Origin of the sequence: Streptomyces sp. NBC_01264 (genome assembly GCF_026340675.1) — a bacterium.
Taxonomy (GTDB): domain Bacteria; phylum Actinomycetota; class Actinomycetes; order Streptomycetales; family Streptomycetaceae; genus Streptomyces.
Map to the genome: position 1 here is coordinate 3,720,112 of NZ_JAPEOX010000001.1, position 24,739 is coordinate 3,744,850.

A 24,739-nucleotide genomic window follows, 5' to 3' on the forward strand; every position below is an offset into this window, starting at 1 on the left:
GGATCACACCCCGTCGGCGAGTGTCTTCTCCCAGGCCGCGGCCAGCCGGGAGACGCCTTCCCGGCGCTGCGCGCCGTCCAGGGAGGCGAAGGACAGCCGCAGGACCCGCGAGCCGTCCTCCTCGATGCAGAAGGGCGTGCCGGGCACGATGGCGACGCCCTGCGCCAGCGCGTGCGCGTACAGCGCGTCGGAGCCCACCCGGGGGTCGGTCAGCCGGCACCAGAAGAAGAGCCCGCCGCGCGGCCGTTCGAAGTCCAGCCAGGGCAGTCGTTCGCGCAGCAGCGTCTCCATGGCGCGGGCCCGGCCGCCGTACAGCGTGCGCAGGCCCGCCAGATGGGCCGGCAGGAACTCCGGGTCGCCGAGCAGGTCGGCGAGGAGGTACTGGCCGAAGGTGTTGGTCTGCAGGTCCCCGCACTGCTTGGCGGCGACCAGTTCCCCGATCAGCTCGGCGGGGGCGACCAGACCGGCCACCCGCAGCCCCGGGCAGACCGTCTTGGAGAGGCTCATCAGCCGGACCACGCGCCCGCTGTGGACGTCGGTGGACGGCAGCCGGCTCCCCTCGAAGGCCAGGTCCCCGTACGGGTCGTCCTCGACGACGAGGAAGCCGAACCGTTCGGCCAGCGCGGCCAGGTGGCGGCGCCGCTCCTCGGAGAGCACGGCCCCGGTCGGGTTGTGGAAGTGCGGTACGACGTAGACGAGTTTGGGCCGGGCCCCGGCGAGGAGGCGCTGCTCCAGTACGTCGGTGCGCATCCCGTCCGCGTCGGCGGGGACCGGCAGCAGCCGGGCTCCGGCCCGCCGGAAGACCTGGACGGCGCCCAGGTAGCTCGGGTCGTCCAGGGCCACCTCGTCGCCCTCGTCGACGAGGGTCCGCGCGACGAGGTCCAGGCCCTGCTGACTGCCCGCGGTGACCATCACCCGGTCGGGGCCGACGGGGGCCCCGGTCGCGCTCGCCCGGGCCGCGATCACCTCCCGCATCGGGGCGATGCCGTCCGTGGGGGCGTACTGGAGCGCCCGTGCGGCGGACCCGCCCGACCCTCCCGCCCCGGCGAACAGCCGGTCGGTGGCCTCGGCGAGCCGGGCCACGGGGAAGCTGTCGGGGGCCGGGATCCCGCCGGCCATCGAGAGCACCCCCGGGGCGGCGGCCGCCGCCAGGATCCCGCTCACCGCGTCGGAGCGGCCCCAGCCGGTGCGGCGGGCGAGCAGGCTCCCGATGGCGCCGGGCGCCGGTGCCTGCGGTACGGCACTCACCTCGCGTCCGCCTTCCGGGGGACCCGGGTTTCCGGGGCGATCTGGGGCGGGAACTCCTTCAGCCGCCACACCGGTGATTTCAGGACGCCCAGGACCGCGGTCAGGAAGAGCGCGGCGGTGACGAACAGCGTTTCCCGCAGCCCGATGAGGTCGCCGAGCCAGCCGCCCAGCAGGGCGCCGAGCGGGAGCGTCCCCCAGGAGATGAAGCGGTACCCGGCGTTCATCCGCCCCAGGAGGTGGTCCGGGGTCATGGACTGGCGCAGGCTGATGATGTGGATGTTGGCCATGGTGCCGCCGGCTCCGATCAGGCCGAAGGCGGCGACGAACAGGGTCAGCGAGAGCGCCCCGCCGTTCGCCGGGGCCGCCGGGATGGCCACGGGGGCCAGGCAGCACAGCAGCAGCGCCGCCAGGACGGCGTAGCCGAGTCCGATCCGGCGCTTGAGCCACTGCGCGAGCATCGAGCCGGCCAGCGAGCCCACCGCCCCGGTGCCCAGCAGCAGGCCGATGCCGCCGGGCGAGATGCCGAGCGTGCGGGCCGCGTAGAGCACGAACACCGTCTGGAGGGACATCCAGCACAGGTTGTACAGCCCGGACTGGAGGGCGCAGGCCCGCAGGTGGGCGCTGTCCCAGATGATCCGGATGCCCTCGGCGATGCTGGTGCGGATCCCGGTCCGCTCCTGCTGGGGCACCGGCTCCGGCTCGGCGCGCCGTACCGCGAGCAGGGTGAGCACGGAGACGAGGTACGAGACCCCGTTGATCAGCAGCGCGTAGGGGGCGGTGACCCAGCCGATGAGCAGACCGGCCAGTCCGGGCCCGCCGATCTGGGCCAGCGAACTGGTGCCCTGGAGCTTGCTGTTGCCCTCCACCAGGTGCTGCTTGCCGACCAGGGTCGGCAGGTAGGACTGGTAGGAGACGTCGAAGACCACCGTGAGGGTGCCCACGAGCAGCGCGGCGACGTACACGTGCTCGATGCGCAGCAGGTCGAGCACGGCCAGCAGCGGCACCGCGCCGACCAGCAGCGCCCGCCCCACGTTGGCCATGATCATCAGGGGCCTGCGCCGCACCCGGTCGACCCAGACGCCGACCAGGAGGGTGACCATCAGGAAGGGGGCGTAGGAGGCGGCGTTGACGAAGCCCACCTGGGAGGAGCTGGCGTCGAGCGTCAGTACCGCGGTGAGCGGCAGCGCCAGGGTGGTGACCTGGGCCCCGACCTGTGAAATGGCCTCCCCAGACCAGAACTTGAGGAACTCCGGGTCCCGCCAGAGCGTGGCGGGTGCGGCGGCGGCGGAGGGTGCGGCGACCGTCTCCTGCACCGATTCGGCGGCTCCGTTCCCGATGTCGGTCACTTGGCTTCCACTCCCTCGGCGGCCGGGGCGACGTGGAACGCGCAGCCGATCCGGGCGCCGCGCAGCATGCTCACGATGCCGACGGCCGGGTCGGTGACGCCGCGGGCCAGGGTGCCGGCGTAGCGTCCGTCGACCATCAGGGTTCCGTAGGCGACGGCCATGTCCTCGCAGGTCTCGCCGTCCTCGGAGAGGAACCGCTCGGTGGTCGGCAGCAGCCGGTGCTGCAGGACGTACGGGCCGTCGACGGCCTGGCGCAGCTGGGCCACCCACTCCTTCTGGTCGGTGGTCCAGCCGGGGGTCACCCCGACGCCGCCGTAGAGGAGGGTGGGCTTGAGGACCAGGTGGTCCTTGTTGGCGATGGCGTAGGGCAGCAGGTCGATCCTCTCGCCGTCGAAGGTGACCTTCTCGTCGCGCACGAAGCGGGTCCAGGGCAGGATCCGGTCGATGAGCTCGCTCTCGGCCTCGGTGAAGACGGCGCGGTTGCGCTCGTCGCTGAGCATCGCGAGGCTGCCCTTGTTGCCGTACAGCTCGCAGTCGAGCGGGGCGAACAGTGCGACCGTGCCGGCCTCGACGGCGTCGAGCAGCGGGTTGACCAGGTCGTAGGTGCGGGGCTCGTCGGGCATTTCGCCGGGCAGGAACATCCGGTAGACCACGTCGACCTCCCGGCCCGCGTGCAGCACCTTGCCGTCCTCGTACGCGAAGTCGCCCAGGTGGCAGACGACGGTCTCGAAGCCGAGCCGTTCGAAGGCCGGGACGACGAACTCCATCCAGCACTTGGACTTCTCGAACCCCTCGGGCCAGTCGGTGATCGCCAGGTACGGCCGCTCGATGCCTTCGAGGGAGGGGGCCTGGCGGCGCAGCACCTCGGTGATGCGGGCCAGCGGGTCGGGGTACACCAGGCCCTCGGCGGCCGCGAACTCGGCGAAGTCGGTGTCCTGGATCAGGGCGCGGGCGAACTCGCCCATCTGCCAGCCGCCCAGCGAGGAGCCGGTGTTGAGTTCCATGACGCGAAAGCCGCCGGTCTCGCGGTACAGGTCGGCGCGGGAGAGCGGGGCGAGCTCGTCCACGGAGCCGCGCAGGACCAGGTCGGCCTGGGTGGGCGACATGCCGACGGCGGTGGCGAAGGCGCGCAGGTCCCCGTCGAAGAGCCGGGCGGGCACCGCCTTGAGCAGTTCGAAGAGGCCGTTCAGGTCGTTCTCCAGGCCCGTGACGTCGGCCTCGCTGAGGAAGACGGGGCGGTTGAGCCCCTCGCCGCCGCCGGCTCCCTGGCGGAACCGCTCCACGCCCTGGACTCCGGAGACGCTCTGGCGGGCCGCGGTGCGCTCGTGGTCGAAGAAGCGGCGGGTCACGGCGTTCTCGACGCGGGCGCCGAGCCGGTGCGCGGCGACTCCGGAGACCTCCGTACGGGAGAGCGCCTCGGCGCGGTCCAGGGCGCGGCGGGTGCCGGCCGGGGTCCGGCTGACCGCGATGAGCGCGGCGGAGCGGGGGGTCAGGCCGCGGGGCGGGAGCAGCAGCTCGTCGCCGGGCTCCACGAGGGCGACGGCCTCGGCCAGGTCCTCGACGTCCTCGGGGGCGGGCAGGACGACGCGGTCGACGGCGCCGTCGTAGGACGGGTAGAGGAAGCGGACCTCGGCGCTGAGGGCGCGGGTCGGGGTGAGGTCCGGGGTCTCCTCGAAGGCGATCCGGGCGGCGGCCAGCGGCAGGTCCACGCCGGTGGCGAGCTCGTTCAGGTGCGGAATGAGGTCGCCGCCGAGGCGGCCGTTGAGCTCGATCAGGCGGGGTCCGTCCGCGGTGACGCGCAGCTCGGTGTGGGTGACGCCGTAGTCGACTCCGGCCGCGCGGTGCGCGTCCTGGACGAGCCGGGTGACGGCGTCGACCCAGGGCTCGTGGCGCCAGTCGGTGACCAGGTGGCCGACCTCCTCGAAGTACGGGTGGGCGCCGAGGCGCTTGCGTGCCACGCACACGGGGGTGGTCACGCCGTCCACGACGACGCTGTCCACGCTCAGTTCGGGGCCCTCGACGAACTCCTCGACCAGGACCGAGGCGGTGGTGCCGGCGCCGCGCAGCCGGCTGCCGGAGGCGAGCCGGAAGGCCCGGCGCACGCCGTCGGCGTCGCGGGCCATCATCACGCCGAAGCTGCCGCCGAGGGTGCGGGGCTTGACGACGACGGGGAAGCCGATGGACTCGGCGGCGGCGACGGCCTCGTCCTCGGTGGTGGCCGGGGCGTGGCGGACGGCTGCCAGGCCGGCCGCTTCCAGGGCCTGGCGGGTGGCGTACTTGTCGCGGCAGATCCTGGCGGCCGCCGGGTCCATGGCCCGCATGCCGAGCTTCTGGGCGACGGAGGAGACGGCGACCAGCGACCACTCGTCCCAGGTGACGATCGCGGCGTCGGCGACCTCGCCGCGCAGGTCGGCGACCGGGGCGTACAGCTTCGCGGCGTCCGTGGCATCGGCGATCCGGTGGGTCTCCACGTAACGGGCCTGCCAGGTGGGGGCCTGCGGCCCGACGAGGGTCACCTCGTAGTGCCGGGCGAGGGAGGCCAGGGCGTATTCCCGGTACTGCTGTATGCGGCTGCCTACGAGGATGACGCGCCGGCGTTCGGGGGTCATGAGGACCACGGTGGATTCCTTTCCGGTACGGGGCGTGGAGCGGGTACGCCCCGGAGAACAGGGGTGCGGGAGGGGATGCGGGACGGGCGTTCGGGGGTCAGCCCTCGTCGGCGGCCGGGGCGCCGACCGGTACGCAGGTCAGCCGGAAGGAGTGCGCGGACTCGGTGATGGCCGCCTCGACCTCCCGGGTGGTGGCCCCGCGGAAGCGGAAGCGGGTGCCGACGTGCTCGTAGCCGCTGATCGCCGGGGCCGTGGAGCCGACCGGGGTGTGCTTGACGGCGTACGGGAGGCGGCCCGGCGCGGGTTCCCGTACCCAGCCGGCCGCTTCGACGCGGCAGGGGGCGGGGACCGGGAGCGGGAGCAGCAGGTAGCCGCCGACCTCGCCGGTCTTGAGCGGCGGCAGGACCGGGGTCAGGCCGAGCTGGATGTCCACGGCGGCGGCCATCAGGTCGATTCCGTGGACGTCGCGCCAGGTGAAGGGGATCTCCCCGCCGCCCACCCGGGCCCCGCACTCCAGAAAGACCAGCGCGGGCCCGCCGTCCGGCGCCGGGGTGACGAAGGCCTCCAGGTGGAAGACCCAGGGCCGGGCGCCGCCGAGCGCGCGGCCGACCGCGGCGGCGAAGGCCTCCACCGCCTCCAGCAGGGCGGGGTCGTCCTCCTCGACCGAGCCGAGCCAGGTCCCCCGGGTGAAGTCGGCGCAGGTGCCGCCCACATAGCGCGAGACGGTCCAGCTGCCGAGCGAAGCCCCTTCCCACAGGCCGTCGATGTGCAGGATCGGCCCGACCACGTAGCGCTGGACGAGGTGCGGCTCGGCCGCCAGCGCTGCGTCGAGCCGGCCGTCCGGGCCGTTCAGCGCGGCCAGTTCGGCGGCGGAGTCGATCCGGACCACGCCCCGGCTGGCGGTGCCGCGGTGCGGTTTGACCACCAGCGGCCAGCCGTGTACCCCGCCGAAGGCGAGCACGGCGGCCGGGTCCGGCGCGGGGGCGAAGGCGGGCACCGGCAGGCCGGCGGCCTCGGCCGTACGGCACATGGTCAGCTTGTCGCGGAACACGGCCAGTTCGGCGGTGTCCTGGCCGGGGATCGCGAACTCCTCGCGGATCAGCGCGGCCGTGTCCAGGTCCCCCTCGTTGAGGGCGATCAGCCGGGCCGGGGCGCCGAAGCGGGCCACGAGCCCGGTGACGGCCGCGCGGACGGCGGGCAGGTCGTCGGTCAGTGCGACGGTGGTGACCGCGGCGGCGGTCCGGGGTAACGAGGCGCGGCCGAGCCCGGTGCTCACGTAGGTCACGTGGGCGGCGCCGTGGTCGATGTAGTCGGCGTAGTGCGCGTGGGTGTCCCGCCAGCGGTGCAGGACGACGATGTGCGGCCGGTCGGTGCTCATGCCGCCTCGCCCCCGTGACCCGCGGCGGCGCCGCCACCGGACGCGGCGAGCCAGGGCAGTGCCGCCGTGGCCATCGTGCGGACGCCGACGGACAGCGCGGGTCCGGCGACGGGCGCGAAGGTGGAGGAGTGGTTCTGCGGGAGCTCCTCCAGCTTCCCGGCGGCGAAGGCCTCGCCGAAGGCCTGCGGGTCGAGGCCGCCGTAGAACCAGTACACCGAGGGGACCTGGGCGGCAGCGGCGAGCAGCCCGAAGTCCTCGCTGGCGGTGGTCGGGCCCATCGTCATGACGGCGCCGGCCCCGAAGTGCTCGCGGTGCGCGTCGGCCACCCGCTCGGCGGCCGCGGTGTCGTTGACGGTCATCGGCAGGTGGTAGACGGAGGTGATCGCCGGGTCGGCGGTCGCGCCCGCGGCGGCCGATTCGGCGCGGGCGAGGCGCTCGATGGCCGCGAGGACCTTCTCGCGGACCGGCGCGGAGCTGGTGCGCACGTTGATGCCGAGCTCGGCGGTGTCGGGTATAACCGCGGCGGTGGTTCCGGCGTGCAGCTTTCCGACGGTGACCACCACCGGTTCCGGGGCGGCGATCTCGCGGGAGACCACGGTCTGGAGCCGCATGACCAGCGAGGCCGCCATCACCACGGGGTCGACCGCGGCCTCGGGCTTGGAGCCGTGGCCGCCGCGCCCGAAGAGGGTGACGGTGATCGAGTCGGTGGCGCCCATGACCACCCCGGGCAGGGTCGCGACGAGCCCGGCCGGGCCGGGGCCCACGTGCGAGCCGAGGATCACGTCGGGGCGCGGGAAGCGCTCGAAGAGCCCGTCCTCGACCATCTCGCGGGCTCCGTAGCCGCTCTCCTCCCCCGGCTGGAAGACGGCGACGACGGTGCCCCGCCAGGCCGCGCGGTTACGGGCGAACAGGGCGCAGGACCCGATGAGCGCGGCCACGTGCAGATCGTGCCCGCAGGCGTGCATCACCGGGACCTCGGCGCCGGATTCGTCGGTGGCGGTCGCGGTGCTCGCGTACGGCAGCCCGGTGGCCTCCTTGACGGGCAGCGCGTCCATGTCGGCGCGCAACATGACCACCGGGCCCTCGCCGTTGGCCAGGACCGCGACCACGCCGGTGCGGCCGACGCCGGTGGTGATCTCCCAGCCGCCCTGGGCGGCCAGCCGCTCGGCGGCGAGGGCGGCCGTCCGCTTCTCCTGGAAGGCGAGTTCGGGGTGGGAGTGCAGCTCGCGGTAATCGGCTTCGAGGGCCGGCATCAGCGAGTCGAGACCTTCGAGCAGTGCAGTCATGGCGTCCTTCTCAGGCATGAGGGGTGATGGACACGGGGTGTTCGTGACCGGCGTGTCAGTGACCGGGGTGTTCGTGACCGGCGTGTTCGTGTACGGCCCATGAGGCGGCCAGCGCCGCCGCGGCGGTCAGTGCGGGCCACCACGGCAGCCAGGCGCCCAGACCGGCCGACCTCAGGAGCTCCGCGAGCATCGGGAAGGTGCCGCCGAACAGGCTGATCGCGGCCGCCGTGGGCAGGCCCACGGCGACGGCGCGCACCGCGGGCGGGAACAGCTGCCCGGCGAAGACGTTGCTCACCGCGAGCGGCAGGCCCAGCAGGAAGAGCAGCACCACGGTGACCAGTTGGACGGGGACCCGTCCGGAGTCCATGGCCAGCAGCAGCGGTACGGTGCCCAGCGCGAGCCCGGCGAAGCCGAGCCGCAGGACGGGCAACGCCCCGAACCGGTCGGCGGCCCTGCCCCCGCCGAGCATGGCCGCGAGGAGCGCCACCATGCCCAGGAGCAGTGCGGCGGAGGTCTCCTCCTTGCCGGCGGCCCCGGCGCTCTCGGCGTACGAGGGGAAGTCGACGGTGACGAAGTAGAAGGTGGTGGTGGCCCCGGAGGTGATGGCGAACACCACGGCGAGCCGCCCGAGATGGGCCCGCAGCACCGGCCAGGGGCTCGCGGCCCTCGCCGGCGGTGCCGCCCCGGTCTCCTCCCCCGCCTCCGCGGGCGGGGCCGCTCCCTGCGCGGCCCCGCCCGCGGTGGCGGCCGTGAAGACGGCGCACTCCGCCGCGCCGCGCCGGATCCACAGGGCGGTCAGCCCGAGCAGTCCGCCGAAGACGAAGCCGTAGCGCCAGGCGCCGTCCTCGACCCCGCTCTCCCCGAACACCGCGAGCAGGACGTTCATGACGATGAAGGAGAGCGCGCTGCCCAGCACCACGCCCCCGTAGGAGACGGCGCTGTAAAGGTAGCGGCGCCCGGCCGGTGCGGTCTCGGTGACGTACGCGGCCACACTCGGGTTCTCCGCCCCGACCGACAGGCCCTGCACCAGCCGGGCCCCGACCACCAGGAGCGGAGCCGCCAGGCCGATGGAGGCGTAGCCGGGGACGACGGCCAGGAGCAGGGAGCCGGCGGCGATCAGGCCGACCGTGAGGGTCAGTCCGTAGCGCCGGCCGCGGGTGTCGGTGAGGCGGCCGATGAGCACGCTGCCCAGTGGGCGGACCAGGAAGCCGAGGGCGAAGCCGAGGTAGGCGGCGATGAGTCGGGTGGTGGGCGAGGTGCCGGGGAACAGCGCCTCGGCGAAGTAGGGGGCGAGGATCCCGTAGATGGTCCAGTCGTAGGCCTCGACGACCGAGCCGACGGTGGCGGCGGCCAGTTCCCCGCGGGGCCGCCGGGCCGGTGCGGCGGCGGGGGTCGCCACCACCGCCGCACGGCCCGCTTGTTCAGTGCTGGTCATCCGTTACTCCGTAGACCCTGATCAATGAGGTGTCCTGCCCGGGGAAGGGCACGGCGTGCAGCCGGACCCCGGTCGCCGGGAGGGCGTCCAGGCCGGTCAGGCCCGTGAGGGCGGGCAGGCCGGCGGCGGCGAGCGCCGCCGCCACCGGCCCGTCGCCCTCACGGCTGTCGGTCGCCACGAGGAGCGCGCCCTGCCCGGCGAGCAGGTCCACCGCGTCCTCGGTGAGGTACGGGCCGGCCGCGCGGCCGGTCTGCACGACGACGGCGTGCCCCGCGAGGTCGAAGGGGGCCAGCGCGAGCCGGTCGGCGACCGGCGCTCCGGCTCCGAGGAGCCGGACCAGGACCACGGGAAGGTCCACCAGGCCGGCGAGGCCCGGGGTGGCGCCCGCACCCGTCGGCCAGTCGGCCCGGGTCGCGGGGCCGGTCAGGTCCGTCGTGGTGCGGCCCGCACCGGCGGCGCCGGTGTCGCGGGAGCCCTTGTGGGGCTCCTGGAGCAGCTCCCGGCGGGTGATCTTCGTACTGCCGACCATCAGCAGTCCGAGGTGGCGGACGATCAGTTCGCCCAGGTCCCCGTCGGTGATGTCGTCACCGGGGATGTCCAGGCGGAACCCCTGCATCTGCAGGGCGCCTCCGTTGCTGAAGACGACCTCCGCGTCGAAGTCGACCCGCCACTCGGCGCAGTTGTTCGTTCCCGTGGTCATGTTCTCTGTCCTTCTCTCCGTGGATCCGTGCGCTGGATCCGTGCTCCGACGTGCCGAACCGGCCTCTCCGGTTCAGGCGCAGTCGATCAGAGCCTTCTCCAGCGCCGCCGCCATCTCGTGGATCTCCTCGTCGGTGATCACCAGTGGCGGGAGCAGCCGGAGCACGGCGCCGTGCCGCCCGCCGCTCTCCAGCAGCAGCCCGTGGTCCAGGCAGGCGCGCTTGACGCGTTTGGCCCGGGCCCCGTCGGCGGGAAGCGAACCGAGGGAATCGGCGCGGCCCGCGGGGTCCACCATCTCGATGCCCCACATCAGCCCCCGGCCGCGGACCTGGCCGATCTCGGGGCGAGCGGCGGCCAGCCGGCCGAGCAGGTCGGCGAGCAACCTGCCTTTGGCGGCGGCCTTTTCGATCAGCCCCTCGGACTCGGTGACCCGCATGGCGGCGAGTCCCGCGACCAGGGCGACCTGGTTGCCGCGGAAGGTGCCCGCGTGGGCTCCGGGGGTCCAGGCGTCGTACTTGCGGTGGTAGAGCAGCAGCGACAGCGGGAAGCCGCCGCCGGCCGCCTTGGACACGAGGACGGCGTCCGGCTCGATCCCGGACTCCTCGAAGGCCCACATGGTGCCGGTGCGTCCGAAGCCCGCCTGGATCTCGTCCAGGACCAGCGGGATGTCCAGCCGGGCGGTGATCTCCCGCAGCCCGCGCAGCCAGGCCGCCGGCGCGGGGATGACCCCGCCCTCGCCCTGGACCGCTTCGACGAAGACCGCGGCCGGTGTGGTGATGCCGCTCTCCGGGTCGGTGAGCAGCCGCTCGATGTAGGTCAGGCCGGCCCGGACGCCCGCCTCGCCGCCGATGCCGAAGGGGCAGCGGTAGTCGTAGGGATAGGGCAGGTGGTGCACGTCCGGCATGAGGGAGGGCACGGACTCCTTGGCGCCCAGGTTGCCGGTGAGGGCGAGGGCGCCCGCCGTCATCCCGTGGTAGGCCCCGTGGAAGGAGATCACCGTTCGGCGGCCGGTGGCGATCTTGAGCAGCTTGATCGCGGCCTCGGTGGCGTCGGTGCCCGCCGGTCCGCAGAACTGGGTCTTGAAGGTGTCCGCCATGGTGCCCGGCAGCCGTGCGTACAGCGCCCGGAGGTACTCGTACTTGGCCGGGGTGGTCAGGTCCAGTGCCTGCTGGACCTGACCGGAGGTGAGGTACTCCCCCACCGCGGCCAGGACGTCCGGGTGGTTGTGCCCCAGGGCGAGGGTGCCCGCCGCGGCGAGGCAGTCCAGGTACTCGCGGCCGTGCCCGTCGCGGATGCGTGCGCCGTGGCCCTCCGCGAGGAGCCGGCCGAAGGCGTTGGCGTAGGTCCGGGCGCCCGATTCGCGCGCCTCGACGAAGGTGTACATCTCGTCCGGCGTGAGGGTGGTCACGTCGTCACTCCTCTTCCATTCCTCAGGTGTGAGCGGGCGTCGGCGACCATGACCTGGCCGAGGGCGATCCCGCCGTCATTGGTCGGGACGAGCCGGTGGACAAAGGTGTCGAAACCGTCGGCGGTCAGCCCGGTCAGACAGTTGAGCAGCAGGAACTCGTTGAGGAACACGCCTCCGGAGAGGGCGACCTGGTTGACCCCGGTCTCCTCCCGCAGCGCCCTGCAGCGCTCGCGGACCATGTCGACGACGGCCGTGTGGAACCGGCGGCTGATCCGCTCCACGGGCAGTCCGGCGGCGATGTCGGCGGCCATGGCCCGGATCACGGGCCGCGGGTCCACCTCGGTCAGCCCGTCCGCCTCGTAGGCCCCGAAGCGGTACGAGGCCTGCGGCTCGCGGGTGGCGTCGCGGTCGAGCAGCCCCTCCAGCTCGATCGGGCCCTGGGCCTCGTACTCGGCCGTGGCGCAGACCCCGGCGAGGGCGGCGGCCCCGTCGAAGAGGCGGCCCATGCTGGAGGTGGGCGGGGAGTTGATCCCGCGGGCCGCCATCGTCGCGAAGACCCGCCGGCGCTGCCCGTCGAGGACGGCGAGGGCGGGGAAGCCCGCCAGCGCCCGGTCCCCGTCCCCGTCGAAGGCGTCCAGGGCGAGTGCGTACCCGGTGCGGATGGGTTCGCGCACGGCCTGGTCCCCGCCGATCAGCGGCAGGCCGCGCATCCGGCCGACCCGGCGGAAGGCGGCGTAGTCCCCCAGGAGGAACTCCCCGCCCCAGACCGTGCCGTCCTCGCCGTAGCCGAAGCCGTCGAAGATCACTCCGAGGGTGGTGCCGCTCACGTGGTTCTCCGCCATGCAGGAGGCCATGTGGGCGTGGTGGTGCTGGACTTCCACGGTGGGCAGCGCCGGGCCGGTGCCGTCGTCGTCGAGGGCGGCCCGGGTGGAGCGGAACTGCGGATGCATGTCGTGCGCCGTGGCCTCGGGCTTCAGGGCGTACAGCTGCGCCAGGTGCCGGGCGGTGCGGTGGTGCGCGGCGAAGGTCTCGTCGTTCTTGAGGTCGCCGACGTGCTGGCTGAGGAAGACCTGGGAGCCGTTGGTGAGGGCGACGGTCGTCTTCAGTTCGGCGCCGAGGGCGACCACGGGGGCCAGCTCACGGCCGACGTCCACGGGGTAGGGGGCGTAGCCGCGGGCCCGGCGGATGAACTGGAGCAGCGGTTCGTCGAGTTCGGGGTGGTCGGAGAGGCGCACCACGGAGTCGTCCACCCGGATCTCGATGTCGCGGTCGTGGTAGAGGATCACGTCCGCGATCTCGAAGAGCTGCTCCAGGGCCTCCTCGTTGCGGTAGGCGATGGGGTAGCCGGAGATGTTGCCGCTGGTGGCGACGAGCGCTTCGAGGCCGGGCTCGTCCAGCAGCAGGTGGTGGTGGGGTGCCGAGGGCAGCATGATCCCCAGGTTGGGGTTGCGCGGGGCCACGGACTCGGGGAGGGAGCCCGCGCGCTTGCGGGCCAGCAGGATGGGCCGGGCCGGCGAGCGCAGGACGTCGATCTCCGCCTCGGAGAGCTCCACCAGGCCCTGTGCGGTGACGAGGTCGCGGACCATCACCGCGAACGGCTTGGAGTCGCGGCGCTTGCGGCCGCGCAGCAGGGCCACGGCCTCGGCGTTGGTCGCGTCCACCACGAGGTGGAAGCCGCCGACGCTCTTCATGGCCGCGATCCCGCCGTCGGCCAGCACCCGGGCCGCCCGCAGGAGGGCCTCGTCCCCTTCGGCCGTGCCCCCCTCGCGGTCCCGGAGCAGCAGCCGGGGGCCGCAGTCCGGGCACGCGTTGGGCTGCGCGTGGTAGCGCCGGTCCATCGGGTCCTCGTACTCGCCCTTGCAGTCCGGGCACATGGTGAAGGTGGCCATGGTGGTCATCGGACGGTCGTACGGCAGGTCCTGGATGATGGAGTAACGGGGCCCGCAGTTGGTGCAGTTGATGAAGGGGTAGCGGTGCCGGCGGTCCTTCGGGTCGCGAAGTTCCGCCTGGCAGTCGCCGCATACGTGGGTGTCCGCCGGGAGCAGCGCGGACCGGGCTCCGGTGTGCTCGCTGTGCACGATGGTGAACGGGCCCGCGGGCACGGTGCCGCGGTCCAGTCCCCGGGTCGGCCGGACCTCGTCCACCCGGGCGAGTTCGGGGGCGCGTCCACTGAGGCCCGCCGCGAACTCCTCCAGGGCGGCGACCGGTCCGGACGCCTCCACCAGCACGCCTTCGGGGTCGTTGCGAACCCAGCCTGAGAGGCCGAGTTCACGGGCCAGCTTGTAGACGAACGGCCGGTAGCCGACGCCCTGGACCACGCCGGTGACGCGGATGCGCCACTCCTCGACAGCGCTGCCGGCGCTACTTGCGCGGCCCGCGTTGCTGTCGGCGCTGCCGGTCCCGGCGGGCCGCTCCGTGACGGTCTGCTGCTCGGTGCTGCTCATGGCGGTTTCCTCGGTCCCTTGTCTCAGCAGAGCCGGGGAAGTTCGGCGCCGAGGAGTTCCTCCAGCTGGGTCTCGCGGCCGTCCTTGTCGCGCAGCAGCACCAGACCTTCGGTTTCCTCGGAGATCTCGCCGATGGTGACCGCGTGCTTCCCGTAGGGCAGCGAGCGCAGGGCCGCCAGTACGTCGGCCTCCGCCTCCGGGGCCACGAAGACCGCGAGGCAGCCCTCGTTGGCGCAGTGCAGCGGGTTGATGCCGAGCATGTCCGCGGCCATCGCCGTCTCGTGCTGGATGGGCAGGTCGTCCTGGGCGACGCGGATGGTGCGGCCGAGCTTGTGGGCGTACTCGTGGAGCACGGCGGTCAGGCCGCCGCGGGTGACGTCGCGCATCGAGCGGACGGCGCCCGCCGCGACGTTCGACAGGACCGTGTCGACCAGGCCGTTGAGGGGCGCGCAGTCGCTGTCCACCCGCTGCTCGAAGCCGAGGCCCTCGCGGATGGAGAGCAGGTGCACCGTGTGGTTGCCGATGGGGCCGCTGAGGATCACCTTGTCGCCGGGGCGCACGTCGGTCATGGTGAGCGGCTCGCGCTCGAAGACCCCGACGCCCGCGGTGTTCAGGTAGATCTGGTCGGCCTCGCCCGTGCGGACCACCTTGGTGTCGCCGCCGACGATCTGTACGCCGGCCTCGCGGGCGGTGTCGCGGATCGACTCCAGGACCTGGACCAGCTTGGGGACGGGGAGCCCGGTCTCCAGGATCATGCCGAGGGTGAGGTACTTGGGCCGGGCGCCGGCGACGGCCAGGTCGTTGACGGTGCCGCAGACCGCGATCTTCCCGATGTCCCCGTTGCCGAAGAACGGCGGGTCGATCACGAAGGAGTCGGTGGTCATCGCGATGCGGTCGCCCTCGATCTTGAGGACCGCGCTGTCCTCCATGATGCCGACGTACACGTCGCCGAGGGTGGCCGCGATGAGCTGGACCAGGTCCTGGCTGAGCTTCGCGCCGGTGCCGTGGTCGAGGACGATGAATTCGGTGGGATCCACGCTCGTGGTCATGCCTGTGCCTTCCTGGAACGGGGAGTTGTGGGGAGGGGCGTGGTCACGGGGTCTTGATGTTCTTGCGGGGCAGCCCGCCCTCGGCGTCGAGGACCTTGATGACGTCGGCGGAGTCGCTCACCGTGGCGCAGTAGCCCTCCAGCCAGTCCAGGGCGCGCTGCTTGTCGTCCAGGCGGGCCGAGACGACGCAGTCGGAGGGGACCCAGATGTTGTAGCCGCGGAAGAAGGCGTCGGCGGCGGTGGTCTGGACGCATATCTGCGTCTGCATGCCGGTGATCAGCACGGTGTCCACGCCGAGGGCCTGGAGGCGGTCGTGCAGGTCGGTCTCGTAGAAGCCCGAGTCCTTGCTCTTCTCCATGACGACGTCCTCGGGGGCCAGGAAGGCCTCGATGATGTCGGCGCCGTGGGTGCCGCGCTGGACCGGGAGGTAGCCGTCGTAGCGCTCGGCGTTCGGGTCGTCCGGGTCGTTGACCAGCTGCAGGTGGAAGACGTGGTGGCCGCGGGTGCGCATCTCGTCGAGGAAGCCGGTGAAGTGCGGGGTCGCGGCCTCGACGGCGGCGACGCGCTCCGGGTTCTTCTCGACCAGTTCGTACTGGAGGTCGTTGGTCAGGACGGCGATCTTGGACATGGCTGTGCCCTTCGGTGGGGTGGAGGGGTGTGGTCGAGGGAGCGGCGCACCGGCCGGCCGGCCGCGGGGGGCCGTGGCGCACGGGCGGACCGGCCCGGGGCGGGGTACGGCGTGCTCGGTGCGGGGCCTGCGCGGCCCGGGGGGGCGGCGCGGCGGTGAGGAGGGGCGCGGATGCGGGTGCGCGGGGCGTACCTCGGGCGGGTGCGCGGACGACGTGCCGCGCGTACGGCCTGCCGGTACGGAGGTCAGAGGGGGCGGCCGGAGGCCGGGCGGAAGTCGGGCGGGGGCCGGGCGGTCAGCTCGCGACCGGGACGCGGTCGGATCCGAGCTCGTGCAGCCAGCTGCCGGTGGCCTCGAAGTGGGCCGTGACGTCGGCGAGCCGGGCGTGCATGTAGAAGCCGGTGACGGGGCGGCCGTCGGCGCGGGCGTAGTCGGGCAGCCGCCCGTACTCGCGGAAGCCCAGGCGCTTCCAGAGCACGGAGGGGCCGTCGTCGCGGACTTCGAGCGTGATGACGTCGCAGCCCATCTCGCCGACCTTGCGCAGGGCCTCGGCCCAGCCTTCGAGCAGGAACTGCCCGCGGTGGTCGGGGGCCACGACGCAGCGGCGCATTTCGACGATGTGGCGCCGGGCCGGCAGCGGGGCCCGGGCGAGCGTCACCATGCCGACGATGCGGCCTTCGTCGTTGCGGACGTGGAGGAGGTCGACGGCGCCCTCGCGCAGGTCGGCCTCGAAGGCCCGCATCAGGGGCAGGCCCTTCTCCAGGCCCACCGGTTCGTAGAAGCCGAGGGTCATCTCCTTGACCGCGACGGCGTCCATCAGCTCGATCATTTCGCGCATGTCCCGCTCGGACAGTTCGCGAGGCCATGAATAGTGCATCGTCTTCCTTGGTGAGTAGACGGTGGAGCAGCCGGACCCCGGACATCGCGGCACTGCCCCCGTGGGGGCCGCGCGGCACATCTGGAACGCAATGCCCGGGATCGCCGGACTGCGGGGGTGTCGGCCCTTCAGCCCTTCAGAGGCGTCGGCGCTGCGGCGTCGGCCCTTCAGGGCATCGCCGGCGGGTGGGGGCCGGCCGGTCAGACCGAAGCGGTGGCCTTCGTCTGCAGGTTGGTCTGTACGGCGGCGGCGGGCGCGGCCTGGGTCAGCAGCGAGGCGTCCGCGCCGGCACCGAGCACGGTGGCCGCGTAGACCTCGACGAAGTAGGACACGAACAGCGAGTTGATCTTGATGAGGTGGTCGACGAAGCGCTCCTCGTCGGCCTCGTCCTTGATGACGCGCATGATCAGGTTCCAGACCATGTCGACGTGGTCGTCGTCGTCGTCGAGGGCCAGGTGGGCGCGGGCGCCCTTGGTCTTGTCGGCGCCGACGTGCTGCTCCATGATGTCGAGCCAGTCGGGCTGGGTCTTGCCCGCGATGTACTCCAGGTAGAACCCGCTGATCATCGCGGCCAGCGGGCCCTCCGTGGCCATCGTGTAGTAGAAGTAGCCGTTGAGGAGTTCGGTGGCGAAGGTCGGACGGATCGCGTAGATCTCCTCGTCCGTCATGCCGACCTTGTGCAGGTCGCCGGCGAACATGCGGTCGTGGCGGCCCTCCTCCGCGCCGTACAGGCCCCACTCCTTGCAGAGCTGCGGGTCCCTGGTGGCCCAGTAGTTGGCGACGAGCGGGTCGACGGCACGCTTGAGGCCGATCCGGATCATCGTCTCGACGTTGTGCCGCTTGTACAGCTCGAGGTCGAACTTCTCCTTGTCGAGCATCCCGTCGGCGCCCGCGCTGCGCTCGTAGAAGTCCCGCTCGAACTTCAGCAGGAGCTCGTCGACGCGCCCCCGGAACTCAGGGCGCTGCAGGTTGGAGTACGTGTTGTACGACTTACTTCGAGGCATCTCATCCCCAGCCGAGATCGTTGACTACCTGACCCGGACCAGTGGTATCGGCGATGTTCGCCGCACCACTCGTCGACGGGGCGAGGAAGACGGGCACCGCGAAATCTGCCGCAATGGCGATGAGGAAACTCGCGATACGTGGCATGCTTGCCTGCCCCTCAAGATGTCTTGCGGTCCGGATCAGCTTCGGCATCATCCTGTCCGTTCGGCCACATCCGGAGCCATCCCTTTCTGGGATCATGTTGCCGCTGGCGAAAACATGACAGGGGGATGAATTGAACCCAATCAGACAAGTCCGCTCTTTTCCCATACCCCGGCTCACCCCTGCCGGAGACCGTCTCTACCTGTTCTGCACGCGGACACCGGGTACAACCTGCGAAACGGCTGCCGAGGCCCTGGACATGGACCTCTCGGAGGTGGACGCGGCCGCGACCGCCCTCGACGAGCTGGGGCTGCTGAGCACGTGCCCCGTGACCGGCATCTACACCCCGTACCCCGTGGACCACGCGCGCATCAAGGTCCTCAATCCGGCGCAGCACAGTCTGAACGCGACCCAGACGCACCTCGATCAACTACGCGGAGACTTGGATGAGTTGACCCTGACGACGGCGCACCTGCAGGACGACACCGCACTGGAGCTGGTCCCGGGCGTGGGGGACGTGCGCAAGCTCATCGCCGGCCTCGCGGACGGCGCGCGCACCGAGGTACTGACCTCCCAGCCCGGCGGGGCCCGGGACGAGGAGGTGCTCCAGGAGAGCCTGGAACGCACCGAACGGCTGCTGGAACGCGGCGTGCGGATGCGGACCCTGTACCAGCACACGGCCCGGTTCAGCCCGGCCACGGCGTCCTTCGTCGGGCGGGTCACGCCGCTCGGCGCGGAGGTGTGCACGCTCGCCCACGGATTTCCGCGCTGCATCATCTTCGACGAGGAAGTGGCGATCCTGCCGCTCTCGGACGGATCCCACGGAGCCGCCATATCGAGAAACAGCCACCTCGTATCGTTTCTCGTGGAGGCTTTCGAGCGGGCTTGGAGCGCGGCCGAGAAATTCACCGCGGAGGACGACCGGCCGGCCCGCGCGGCCATTACCTCCGACATTCAGCAGACCATCGTCTCCCTGCTCATCCAGGGAGAATCGGACAACCGAATCGCTCATGTCGTCGGGATATCGCTGCGCAATTGCCAGCGCCACATCGCGAACATCATGAAGAGCATCGGCGCCCGCAACCGGCTGCACGCCGGATATCTGCTGGGCAAGGAGCCCTTCAACGGCGTCTGACCCGTCGGCGGCCCGGGCCGCGAGAACGCGTACCGGGCCGCCGGAGGCCGAGCGGGCGGCTCTCAGCGGCCGCCCACCGCCGGAAGCGGAACCGCCGTCCCGGCGCCGGGCGCGGGGGCGGAGCCGGGGTCCGACACGGGGTCGGCCACCGCCGCGACGGGCGCCGCGGCCCGGGGCTTCGAGGGGACCAGCGAGGTCACCGCCACCCCGCCGACCAGCAGGACGGCCGCCACCCAGCGCAGCCCGCTCACGTCCTCGCCCAGCACCAGCGCCGCCGAGCTCATCCCGAAGACCGGGACCAGCAGCGAGAAGGGCGCCACCGAGGAAGCGGGATAGGTGCGCAGCAGGAACCCCCACGCCCCGAAGCCGAACACCGTGGTGATCCAGGCGAGGTACACGATGACCCCGACCCCGCTCCAGTCGAGCCCGCGCAGCGCCGCGAGGTCCCGCTCCGGGCCCTCCAGCAGCAGCGACAGCCCCGCCAGCGGCAGCACCGGCACCACGCTCACCCACACCATGAAGTTCAGCGCGTCGGGCGGGGACGCCTTGCGGGTCAGCACGTTGGACACGCCCCAGCACGCGGCGGCCGCGATCACCAGGGTGAAGCCCAGCACCGGCCCTGAGGCGCCCTCGTCCACGGCGGCCACCGCGATCCCCGCGAAGGCCACGGCCATGCCCGCGATCCGCAGCCGCCCGGGCCGCTCCTTGAGCACGACCGCCGCGAACACGGCCGTGAACACCGCCTGCACCTGGAGGACCAGCGAGGACAGCCCGGCCGGCATCCCGCGGTCCATCCCGGTGAACAGCAGCCCGAACTTCGCGATCCCGAGGACCGCGCCGACCCCGATGATCCACTTCCAGGCCACCTTGGGGCGCCCGACGAAGAACACCGCGGGCAGGGCGGCGACCAGGAAGCGCAGGGCGGACAGCAGCAGCGGAGGGAAGGATCCGAGGCCGAACTCGATGACGACGAAGTTGAAACCCCATACCGCGGCCACGAGGACCGCCAGGGCGATGTGAATGGGTCGCATGCTCCGAGCATCGACTCATCAACCGTTTAGCACCAGCACGGATGTCTTCAGGGTCGGATGTAGCGTTGCTTCATCCAACTGCCCTGCCCGCGCCCTAAGCTGCCGGACATGCTCGACCTCTCCCGGCTCCGCGCCCTGCACGCCGTCTCCGTCCACGGCTCGGTCGGCGCCGCCGCGGCCGCCCTCGGGTACACCCCCTCCGCCGTCTCCCAGCAGATCGCCAAGCTGGAACGGGAGACCCGCACCACCCTGCTCGAACGCCACGGCCGCGGGGTCGCCCTCACCGAGGAGGCCAAACTGCTGGCCGCCACGGCCCAGCAGCTCATGGACATCTCGGAGCAGGCGGAGACCGCGCTGGAGGAGTCCCGCGGCCAGCCCGTCGGCCGGCTGCGGGTCGCCGCCTTCGCCTCGGCCGCCCGTGGCCTGCTGCCCGGGGTCCTCGCGGACCTGGCCCGGCGTCACCCGGCCCTGGAAGTACGGCTCACGGAGATCAATCCGCACCTGTCGATGGACCTCGTCTCGCGCGGGGTCACCGACCTGGCCGTGACCCACGACTGGGACATCGCCCCGCTGCCCGCCCCCGAGGGCGTGGAGCAGGCGGTGATCGGGGACGACCGCTGCGACCTCCTGGTGCCCGCCGGACACCCCTTCACCTCCCGCACCGTCATCCACCGCTCGGACCTGGGCGGGCAGCGCTGGGTGTGCCAGCCGCCCGGCCGGGTCTGCCACGACTGGCTGGTGCGGACCCTGCGCACGGCCGGGTTCGAGCCCGACATCACGCACGTCGCCGAGGAGAACCACACCATCGTCTCGCTGGTCGCCGCCGGGCTCGGGGTGGCCGTCGTACCGCGGCTGGGCACCGGGACGCTGCCGCCCGGCGCGGTGGCCGTACCGCTGGAGCCGGGCCCCGTACGCCGGTTGTACGCCCTGTGGCGGACAGGGGCGGCCCGCCGGCCGGCGATCACCGAGACCGTACGGACCCTGCGCGAACACTGGCCCCTGGTCGCCCCCCGTCCGGGGGACTCCGCGAGTGTCCCCCGCTCCGGAGGCCCCGCCCCGCAGTAGCGTCCGGCGCGTGCCGAACCACGCCTCCCGCCGGACCCTGCTCACCGTCGCCGCCGTGGCCGCCGCCACCGCCGCGGGGGCCGCCTCCGCCACGGTGGGCCCCGCCCGCGGCCCCGGCGGCCCGGCCCCCGACGACGCCCGGCCGGGGGACCGCGCGCCGGGGCGCTCCACCGCCCGTCACTCGTCGGGGGCCGCGCCGCGCGAGGCGATGGAGCGGATGGGCCTGGCCGAACTGGTCGGGCAGCTCTTCGTGTCGCGGGTCTACGGGCATTCGGCGACCGAACCCGACTCCGAGGACGCCGCGCTCAACGAGCGGGCGTTCGGGGTGCGCACCCCCGCCGAGCTGGTCGCCCGCTACCACCTCGGCGGGATCGTCTACTTCGGCTGGGCGCACAACACCCGCTCCCCGCGCCAGATCGCCGAGCTGTCGGCCGGGCTCCAGCGGGCAGCCACGGCCCCCGCGAACGGGGTCGCGGGCATCCCGCTGCTGCTCTCCATCGACCAGGAGCACGGCGCCGTCGCCCGCGTGGGCCGGCCCGCGACCCTGCTCCCGGGCGCCATGGCGCTGGGATCCCTGGCCCTGGGCACCGGCGGGTCCACCGCCGAGGCCCGCCGGGCCGCGCGCCTCGCGGGCGCCGAGCTGGCGGCCATGGGCATCCGGCACAACTACGCCCCCGTCGCCGACGTCAACGTCGACCCCGCCAACCCCGTCATCGGCGTACGGTCCTTCGGCGCCGACCCGCACGCCGTGGCGGCCCTGGTCGCGGCCCAGATCCGCGGCTACCAGGGGGCCGGGGTGGCCGCCACGGCCAAGCACTTCCCAGGGCACGGGGACACCGGCACCGACAGCCACGTCGGGCTGCCGCTGATGACGCACACCCGGGCCCGGTGGGAGGAGCTGGACGAGCCGCCGTTCCGGGCGGCCGTGGAGGCGGGCGTGGACGTGGTGATGACGGCGCACATCGTCTTCCCCGCGCTCGACCCCTCGGGGGATCCGGCGACCCTCTCGCGGCCGATCGTCACCGGGATCCTGCGCGAACGCCTGGGCTTCCGCGGAGTGGTGGTCACCGACGCCCTCGACATGGCCGGGGTCCGCCAGAAGTACGGGGACGACCGGGTCCCGGTCCTGGCCCTGAAGGCGGGCTGCGACCAGTTGCTGAACCCGCCGGACCTGGGGCTGGCCGTCCGCAGCGTGCTGGCCGCCGTGGAGTCCGGCGAGCTGACGCGGGCCCGGATCGAGGAGTCGGTGCTGCGGATCCTGGAGCTGAAGGCCCGCCGCGGGCTGTTCGACGCGCCGGAGCGGGACGCTGACACCGCGCGGGCGATGGACACGGTGGACGCGGTGGTCGGCATCCCGGCGCACCTGGCGGCCGCCGGGGAGATCGCGGACCGTACGACGACCCTGCTGGCCAACCCGGTGGGGCTGCTGCCGCTGGATCCGGCGGACCGGCCGCTGCTCCTGGTCACCGGGACCGACCCGGCCTCCCCCACGGGTACGACGGGGCCCCCTACCTCGGTACTGGCCCGGGAGCTGTCCGCGCTGGGCTGCCGGGCCACGGCCCTGCCGCCGGCCCGCGCGGTGGCGGCCGCACCCGGCAACGCGGCCGTGCTCGTGTGCACGTACAACGTCCCCGAGGGCGAGAGCCCGCAGCGCGAGCTGGTCACCGGGCTGCTGGCCACCGGGGTGCCGGTGGTCCTGGTGGCGATCCGCAATCCCTACGACCCCGCCCGGCTGCCGCGGTGCGCGGCCGAGCTGGCCACCTACACCTGGACGGACGTGGAGCTGCGGGCGGCGGCCCGGGTGCTCACCGGGACCGTACGGCCCGTCGGGCGCCTGCCCGTCCCGGTGCCGGGCCGCTACCCGCTGGGCCACGGGCTGGCGTACGGGTAGTCCCCGTACCCCTCCCGCGGCCCTTCCCGGGGTCCTCCTACGGAGCTACGGGCGCAGCATCGGCTCGCGCTCGATGTCGCGCTGGTCGAGCTGCGCGTCCGGCTTCGCCAGCGGCGCCGCCTTCGCCGCACCGGTCGGCGTGGCGGCCGGGGCCACTCCGGCCCACTTGAGGATCTTCTCGGTGGCCAGTGCCTTCTCGGCATCCATGAGCTTGGAGACGTTGGCCCCGTGGTTGGCGCCCGGAGCGGTCATCACGTAGCTGTCGCGGGCCCCGTAGCCGAGGTGGAACGGTTCGGCACCCCACGGGTCGTTCTGCCCGTAGACGAAGAGCATCTGGTTCGCGTTGTGCTTCACCCAGGTGTCCACGTCCCGCATCGCCGCGGGCTGGAAGGTCATCGGGATGTCGCGGGGCACGAAGTTGCGCGGCGGCTGGTAGCCGTAGCGGCTCAGGTTGCCCAGGTGGGGCTGCTTGATGTCGGGGGAACCGAGCTGGGTGCCCGCCTGGTAGTAGTACGGGGTGTACGTCTCCAGGCCCTGGTCGGCGTAGGCCGAGAAGCCGGAGATCGCGTCGATCGTGTCCCAGATCTCCTGGTCCGTCGCGGTGGCGGCGGCCGGGATGGTGGCGCAGTCGGCGAGCAGGCTGTACTGCCAGAAGGCCCACACGTAGTCGAGCACGACGGCCTCGTAGGCCTTGTCGAGGTTGCCGACGGTGGTGAAGGTCCAGCCGTTCTCGGCGGCGGCGACCGCGTACTTGGCCTCCAGCGGCTCGCGGCGCACGAGCGCCTCGCGCTGCACCGCGTTCAGCTTGTCGCGGCACTCCTTGGTGCCGACCTTGGCGAAGAACCGGTCGTAGGCCGAGTCCTCCTTGTTCACCACGTCGTTGGGGGCGACGTACGCGACGACGCCGTCCATGTCCCGCGGGTAGAAGCGCTCGAAGTAGGTGGCCGTCATGCCGCCCTTGCTGCCCCCCGTGGCCAGCCAGTTCTTCTTGTAGACCTTCTTCAGGGCGGTGAAGACGCGGTGCTGGTCACTGGCCGCCTGCCAGATGTCGAGGTTCGACCAGTTCGCCGGATCGGGCCGGGACGGGGTGAAGAATCGGTACTCCAGTGACACCTGGTTGCCGTCGACTATGGTCGTCGGCTCACTGCGGCGCGGGCTGGTGTTGACGTTGTAGCCGGAGGTGAAGAACACCGTGGGCCGCGTGACGTCCTTGTGCAGCAGGGTCAGGCGCTGCTTGAAGGTGCCCTTCCACGGCGCGCGGTGGTCGACCGGCTGCTCGTAGTTCAGGACGAAGAAGCGGTAGCCGGGATACGGCTTCTCCTCGATCAGGCTCATCCCGGGGATCGCGAGGATCCGGTCCTTGATGTCTTCCGTTGCGGCCTTGGCATCCGTGGCGGTGGCATCCGTGACGGCGGACGGTTCCGCGGCGGTGGCCGCTTGCGCCGTGGTGCCGGCCGCACCCGCGGTGCCGATCAGCACCGCGAGCGACAGCAGCCATCCGAGCTTCTTGCGCATTCACACTCCCCATGAGTTCACATCGGTCGCCGTGAACCTAGCCGGGGGAACACGCGGCTGAACAGACCTAGTTGGGCCGCTCCATCAGCAAAGGATCCAGCCGGAATCGACGGATCCGGCTCCTACACTCCCCTTTACATACACGCAGCGGTTGATCGCATGGGCGGTGACAGGTCCGGCGTACCGGGTGAATTGCCCCGCATCGCGCACCGGGAAGCCGCCGCGCGGCTGGATGCTCACCGACATCGCCCGTCGCTGACCGGGCTCCCGGGCGACCGCCATCGCGCAGGCCTGGTCGCGGGTCTTGTAGACGCGCACCTCCCCCGTGGAGAAGGGCAGCGTCCGCACCAGGTTCCCGGCACACCTGCTGCCCGCCGCCTGCGCGGGCTGCGCCGCCAGCAGTCCGGCCGCGCCCAGCGACAGCGTCATGGTGATCACCCCGGCGCAGGCGGCCCATCGCCCGCGCCCGTTGCGCGCCTTCAACACCCTGTCCCCCATCGGTCGTACGTACAAACTGCGTACGTTCGTACGACGCCGAGCCGCCTCGTA

20 protein-coding genes are annotated in these 24,739 nt (G+C 72.6%); 3 read left to right on the top strand and 17 right to left on the bottom strand.

Features of this window, described 5'->3' with window-relative positions; translation table 11 throughout:
* Positions 1 to 3: 3 nt before the first annotated feature.
* From OG435_RS17185 to OG435_RS17250, 14 genes are all read right to left on the bottom strand, one after another.
* Positions 4 to 1,248 carry a PLP-dependent aminotransferase family protein gene (locus OG435_RS17185; RefSeq protein ID WP_266877718.1) on the bottom strand — a complete coding sequence of 415 codons (1,245 nt, stop codon included), beginning with the start codon at positions 1,246 to 1,248 and terminating at the stop codon, positions 4 to 6.
* Complete coding sequence (locus tag OG435_RS17190) at positions 1,245 to 2,594, bottom strand: MFS transporter (protein ID WP_266877719.1); 1,350 nt, start codon at positions 2,592 to 2,594, stop codon at positions 1,245 to 1,247. Before OG435_RS17190 ends, OG435_RS17185 begins: the two co-directional genes overlap by 4 nt.
* The gene (locus OG435_RS17195) at positions 2,591 to 5,203 is read right to left on the bottom strand and encodes an ATP-grasp domain-containing protein (RefSeq protein WP_266877720.1); all 2,613 of its coding nucleotides are present in this window, start codon (positions 5,201 to 5,203) and stop codon (positions 2,591 to 2,593) included. Before OG435_RS17195 ends, OG435_RS17190 begins: the two co-directional genes overlap by 4 nt.
* A 97-nt stretch (positions 5,204 to 5,300) precedes the next feature.
* Entirely contained in the window at positions 5,301 to 6,581 is a 1,281-nt protein-coding gene (locus OG435_RS17200; RefSeq protein ID WP_266877721.1) for an ATP-grasp domain-containing protein, read from the bottom strand.
* Positions 6,578 to 7,867, bottom strand: a complete 1,290-nt coding sequence (locus OG435_RS17205; protein WP_266877722.1) for an amidohydrolase — start codon at positions 7,865 to 7,867, stop codon at positions 6,578 to 6,580. The genes OG435_RS17200 and OG435_RS17205 overlap by 4 nt, the downstream gene beginning before the upstream one ends.
* Before the next feature lie 55 nt (positions 7,868 to 7,922).
* Positions 7,923 to 9,302, bottom strand: coding sequence for an MFS transporter (locus tag OG435_RS17210; RefSeq protein WP_266877723.1), 1,380 nt, complete (start codon positions 9,300 to 9,302; stop codon positions 7,923 to 7,925).
* Entirely contained in the window at positions 9,289 to 10,002 is a 714-nt protein-coding gene (locus OG435_RS17215; RefSeq protein ID WP_266877724.1) for a hypothetical protein, read from the bottom strand. The genes OG435_RS17210 and OG435_RS17215 overlap by 14 nt, the downstream gene beginning before the upstream one ends.
* Positions 10,003 to 10,074: 72 nt before the next feature.
* Complete coding sequence (locus OG435_RS17220) at positions 10,075 to 11,409, bottom strand: diaminobutyrate--2-oxoglutarate transaminase family protein (protein WP_266877725.1); 1,335 nt, start codon at positions 11,407 to 11,409, stop codon at positions 10,075 to 10,077.
* A complete protein-coding gene (gene hypF, locus OG435_RS17225) occupies positions 11,406 to 13,853 on the bottom strand; it encodes a carbamoyltransferase HypF (protein WP_266877726.1) in 2,448 nt (815 codons plus the stop codon). The genes OG435_RS17220 and hypF overlap by 4 nt, the downstream gene beginning before the upstream one ends.
* A gap of 23 nt (positions 13,854 to 13,876) precedes the next feature.
* A complete protein-coding gene (gene hypE / locus OG435_RS17230; protein ID WP_266877727.1) occupies positions 13,877 to 14,902 on the bottom strand; it encodes a hydrogenase expression/formation protein HypE in 1,026 nt (341 codons plus the stop codon).
* Between the two features lie 43 nt (positions 14,903 to 14,945).
* Positions 14,946 to 15,530, bottom strand: a complete 585-nt coding sequence (locus OG435_RS17235; RefSeq protein WP_266877728.1) for a cysteine hydrolase family protein — start codon at positions 15,528 to 15,530, stop codon at positions 14,946 to 14,948.
* Positions 15,531 to 15,825: 295 nt separating this feature from the next.
* On the bottom strand, positions 15,826 to 16,407 hold the full coding sequence (locus OG435_RS17240) for a GNAT family N-acetyltransferase (protein WP_266877729.1): 582 nt from the start codon (positions 16,405 to 16,407) through the stop codon (positions 15,826 to 15,828).
* Between the two features lie 200 nt (positions 16,408 to 16,607).
* Positions 16,608 to 17,411, bottom strand: a complete 804-nt coding sequence (locus OG435_RS17245) for a hypothetical protein (protein WP_266877730.1) — start codon at positions 17,409 to 17,411, stop codon at positions 16,608 to 16,610.
* A 1-nt stretch (position 17,412) separates the two neighbouring features.
* Positions 17,413 to 17,604, bottom strand: coding sequence for a hypothetical protein (locus tag OG435_RS17250; RefSeq protein WP_266877731.1), 192 nt, complete (start codon positions 17,602 to 17,604; stop codon positions 17,413 to 17,415).
* A gap of 208 nt (positions 17,605 to 17,812) precedes the next feature.
* On the opposite strand from OG435_RS17250, the gene OG435_RS17255 reads away from it, so the two are divergent.
* Positions 17,813 to 18,688 (top strand): helix-turn-helix transcriptional regulator, encoded by an 876-nt coding sequence (locus OG435_RS17255; protein ID WP_266877732.1) that lies wholly within the window; start codon positions 17,813 to 17,815, stop codon positions 18,686 to 18,688.
* A gap of 62 nt (positions 18,689 to 18,750) precedes the next feature.
* On the opposite strand, the gene OG435_RS17260 is transcribed toward OG435_RS17255, so the two are convergent.
* Positions 18,751 to 19,719, bottom strand: a complete 969-nt coding sequence (locus tag OG435_RS17260; RefSeq protein WP_266877733.1) for an EamA family transporter — start codon at positions 19,717 to 19,719, stop codon at positions 18,751 to 18,753.
* Between the two features lie 108 nt (positions 19,720 to 19,827).
* Between OG435_RS17260 and OG435_RS17265 the strand changes: the two genes are divergently transcribed.
* On the top strand, positions 19,828 to 20,784 hold the full coding sequence (locus OG435_RS17265) for a LysR family transcriptional regulator (protein ID WP_266877735.1): 957 nt from the start codon (positions 19,828 to 19,830) through the stop codon (positions 20,782 to 20,784).
* Between the two features lie 10 nt (positions 20,785 to 20,794).
* Positions 20,795 to 22,675 (top strand): glycoside hydrolase family 3 protein, encoded by a 1,881-nt coding sequence (locus OG435_RS17270; protein ID WP_266877736.1) that lies wholly within the window; start codon positions 20,795 to 20,797, stop codon positions 22,673 to 22,675.
* Between the two features lie 45 nt (positions 22,676 to 22,720).
* On the opposite strand, the gene OG435_RS17275 is transcribed toward OG435_RS17270, so the two are convergent.
* Together OG435_RS17275 and OG435_RS17280 are read right to left on the bottom strand one after the other, a co-directional pair.
* Positions 22,721 to 24,190 (bottom strand): S28 family serine protease, encoded by a 1,470-nt coding sequence (locus OG435_RS17275; RefSeq protein WP_266877737.1) that lies wholly within the window; start codon positions 24,188 to 24,190, stop codon positions 22,721 to 22,723.
* 84 nt (positions 24,191 to 24,274) lie between these two features.
* Entirely contained in the window at positions 24,275 to 24,688 is a 414-nt protein-coding gene (locus OG435_RS17280) for a hypothetical protein (protein WP_266877738.1), read from the bottom strand.
* Between the last annotated feature and the right edge of the window lie 51 nt (positions 24,689 to 24,739).

Excerpts from the sequence above, each read along its gene's own strand:
- OG435_RS17195 (WP_266877720.1), bottom strand. The coding sequence starts at position 5,203 with ATGACCCCCGAACGCCGGCGCGTCATCCTCGTAGGCAGCCGCATACAG.
- OG435_RS17200 (WP_266877721.1), bottom strand. The coding sequence starts at position 6,581 with ATGAGCACCGACCGGCCGCACATCGTCGTCCTGCACCGCTGGCGGGAC.
- OG435_RS17205 (WP_266877722.1), bottom strand. The coding sequence starts at position 7,867 with ATGACTGCACTGCTCGAAGGTCTCGACTCGCTGATGCCGGCCCTCGAA.
- OG435_RS17210 (WP_266877723.1), bottom strand. The coding sequence starts at position 9,302 with ATGACCAGCACTGAACAAGCGGGCCGTGCGGCGGTGGTGGCGACCCCC.
- OG435_RS17215 (WP_266877724.1), bottom strand. The coding sequence starts at position 10,002 with ATGACCACGGGAACGAACAACTGCGCCGAGTGGCGGGTCGACTTCGAC.
- hypF (WP_266877726.1), bottom strand. The coding sequence starts at position 13,853 with ATGAGCAGCACCGAGCAGCAGACCGTCACGGAGCGGCCCGCCGGGACC.
- hypE (WP_266877727.1), bottom strand. The coding sequence starts at position 14,902 with ATGACCACGAGCGTGGATCCCACCGAATTCATCGTCCTCGACCACGGC.
- OG435_RS17235 (WP_266877728.1), bottom strand. The coding sequence starts at position 15,530 with ATGTCCAAGATCGCCGTCCTGACCAACGACCTCCAGTACGAACTGGTC.
- OG435_RS17240 (WP_266877729.1), bottom strand. The coding sequence starts at position 16,407 with ATGCACTATTCATGGCCTCGCGAACTGTCCGAGCGGGACATGCGCGAA.
- OG435_RS17245 (WP_266877730.1), bottom strand. The coding sequence starts at position 17,411 with ATGCCTCGAAGTAAGTCGTACAACACGTACTCCAACCTGCAGCGCCCT.
- OG435_RS17250 (WP_266877731.1), bottom strand. The coding sequence starts at position 17,604 with ATGCCGAAGCTGATCCGGACCGCAAGACATCTTGAGGGGCAGGCAAGC.
- OG435_RS17255 (WP_266877732.1), top strand. The coding sequence starts at position 17,813 with ATGGACCTCTCGGAGGTGGACGCGGCCGCGACCGCCCTCGACGAGCTG.
- OG435_RS17260 (WP_266877733.1), bottom strand. The coding sequence starts at position 19,719 with ATGCGACCCATTCACATCGCCCTGGCGGTCCTCGTGGCCGCGGTATGG.
- OG435_RS17265 (WP_266877735.1), top strand. The coding sequence starts at position 19,828 with ATGCTCGACCTCTCCCGGCTCCGCGCCCTGCACGCCGTCTCCGTCCAC.
- OG435_RS17275 (WP_266877737.1), bottom strand. The coding sequence starts at position 24,190 with ATGCGCAAGAAGCTCGGATGGCTGCTGTCGCTCGCGGTGCTGATCGGC.
- OG435_RS17280 (WP_266877738.1), bottom strand. The coding sequence starts at position 24,688 with ATGGGGGACAGGGTGTTGAAGGCGCGCAACGGGCGCGGGCGATGGGCC.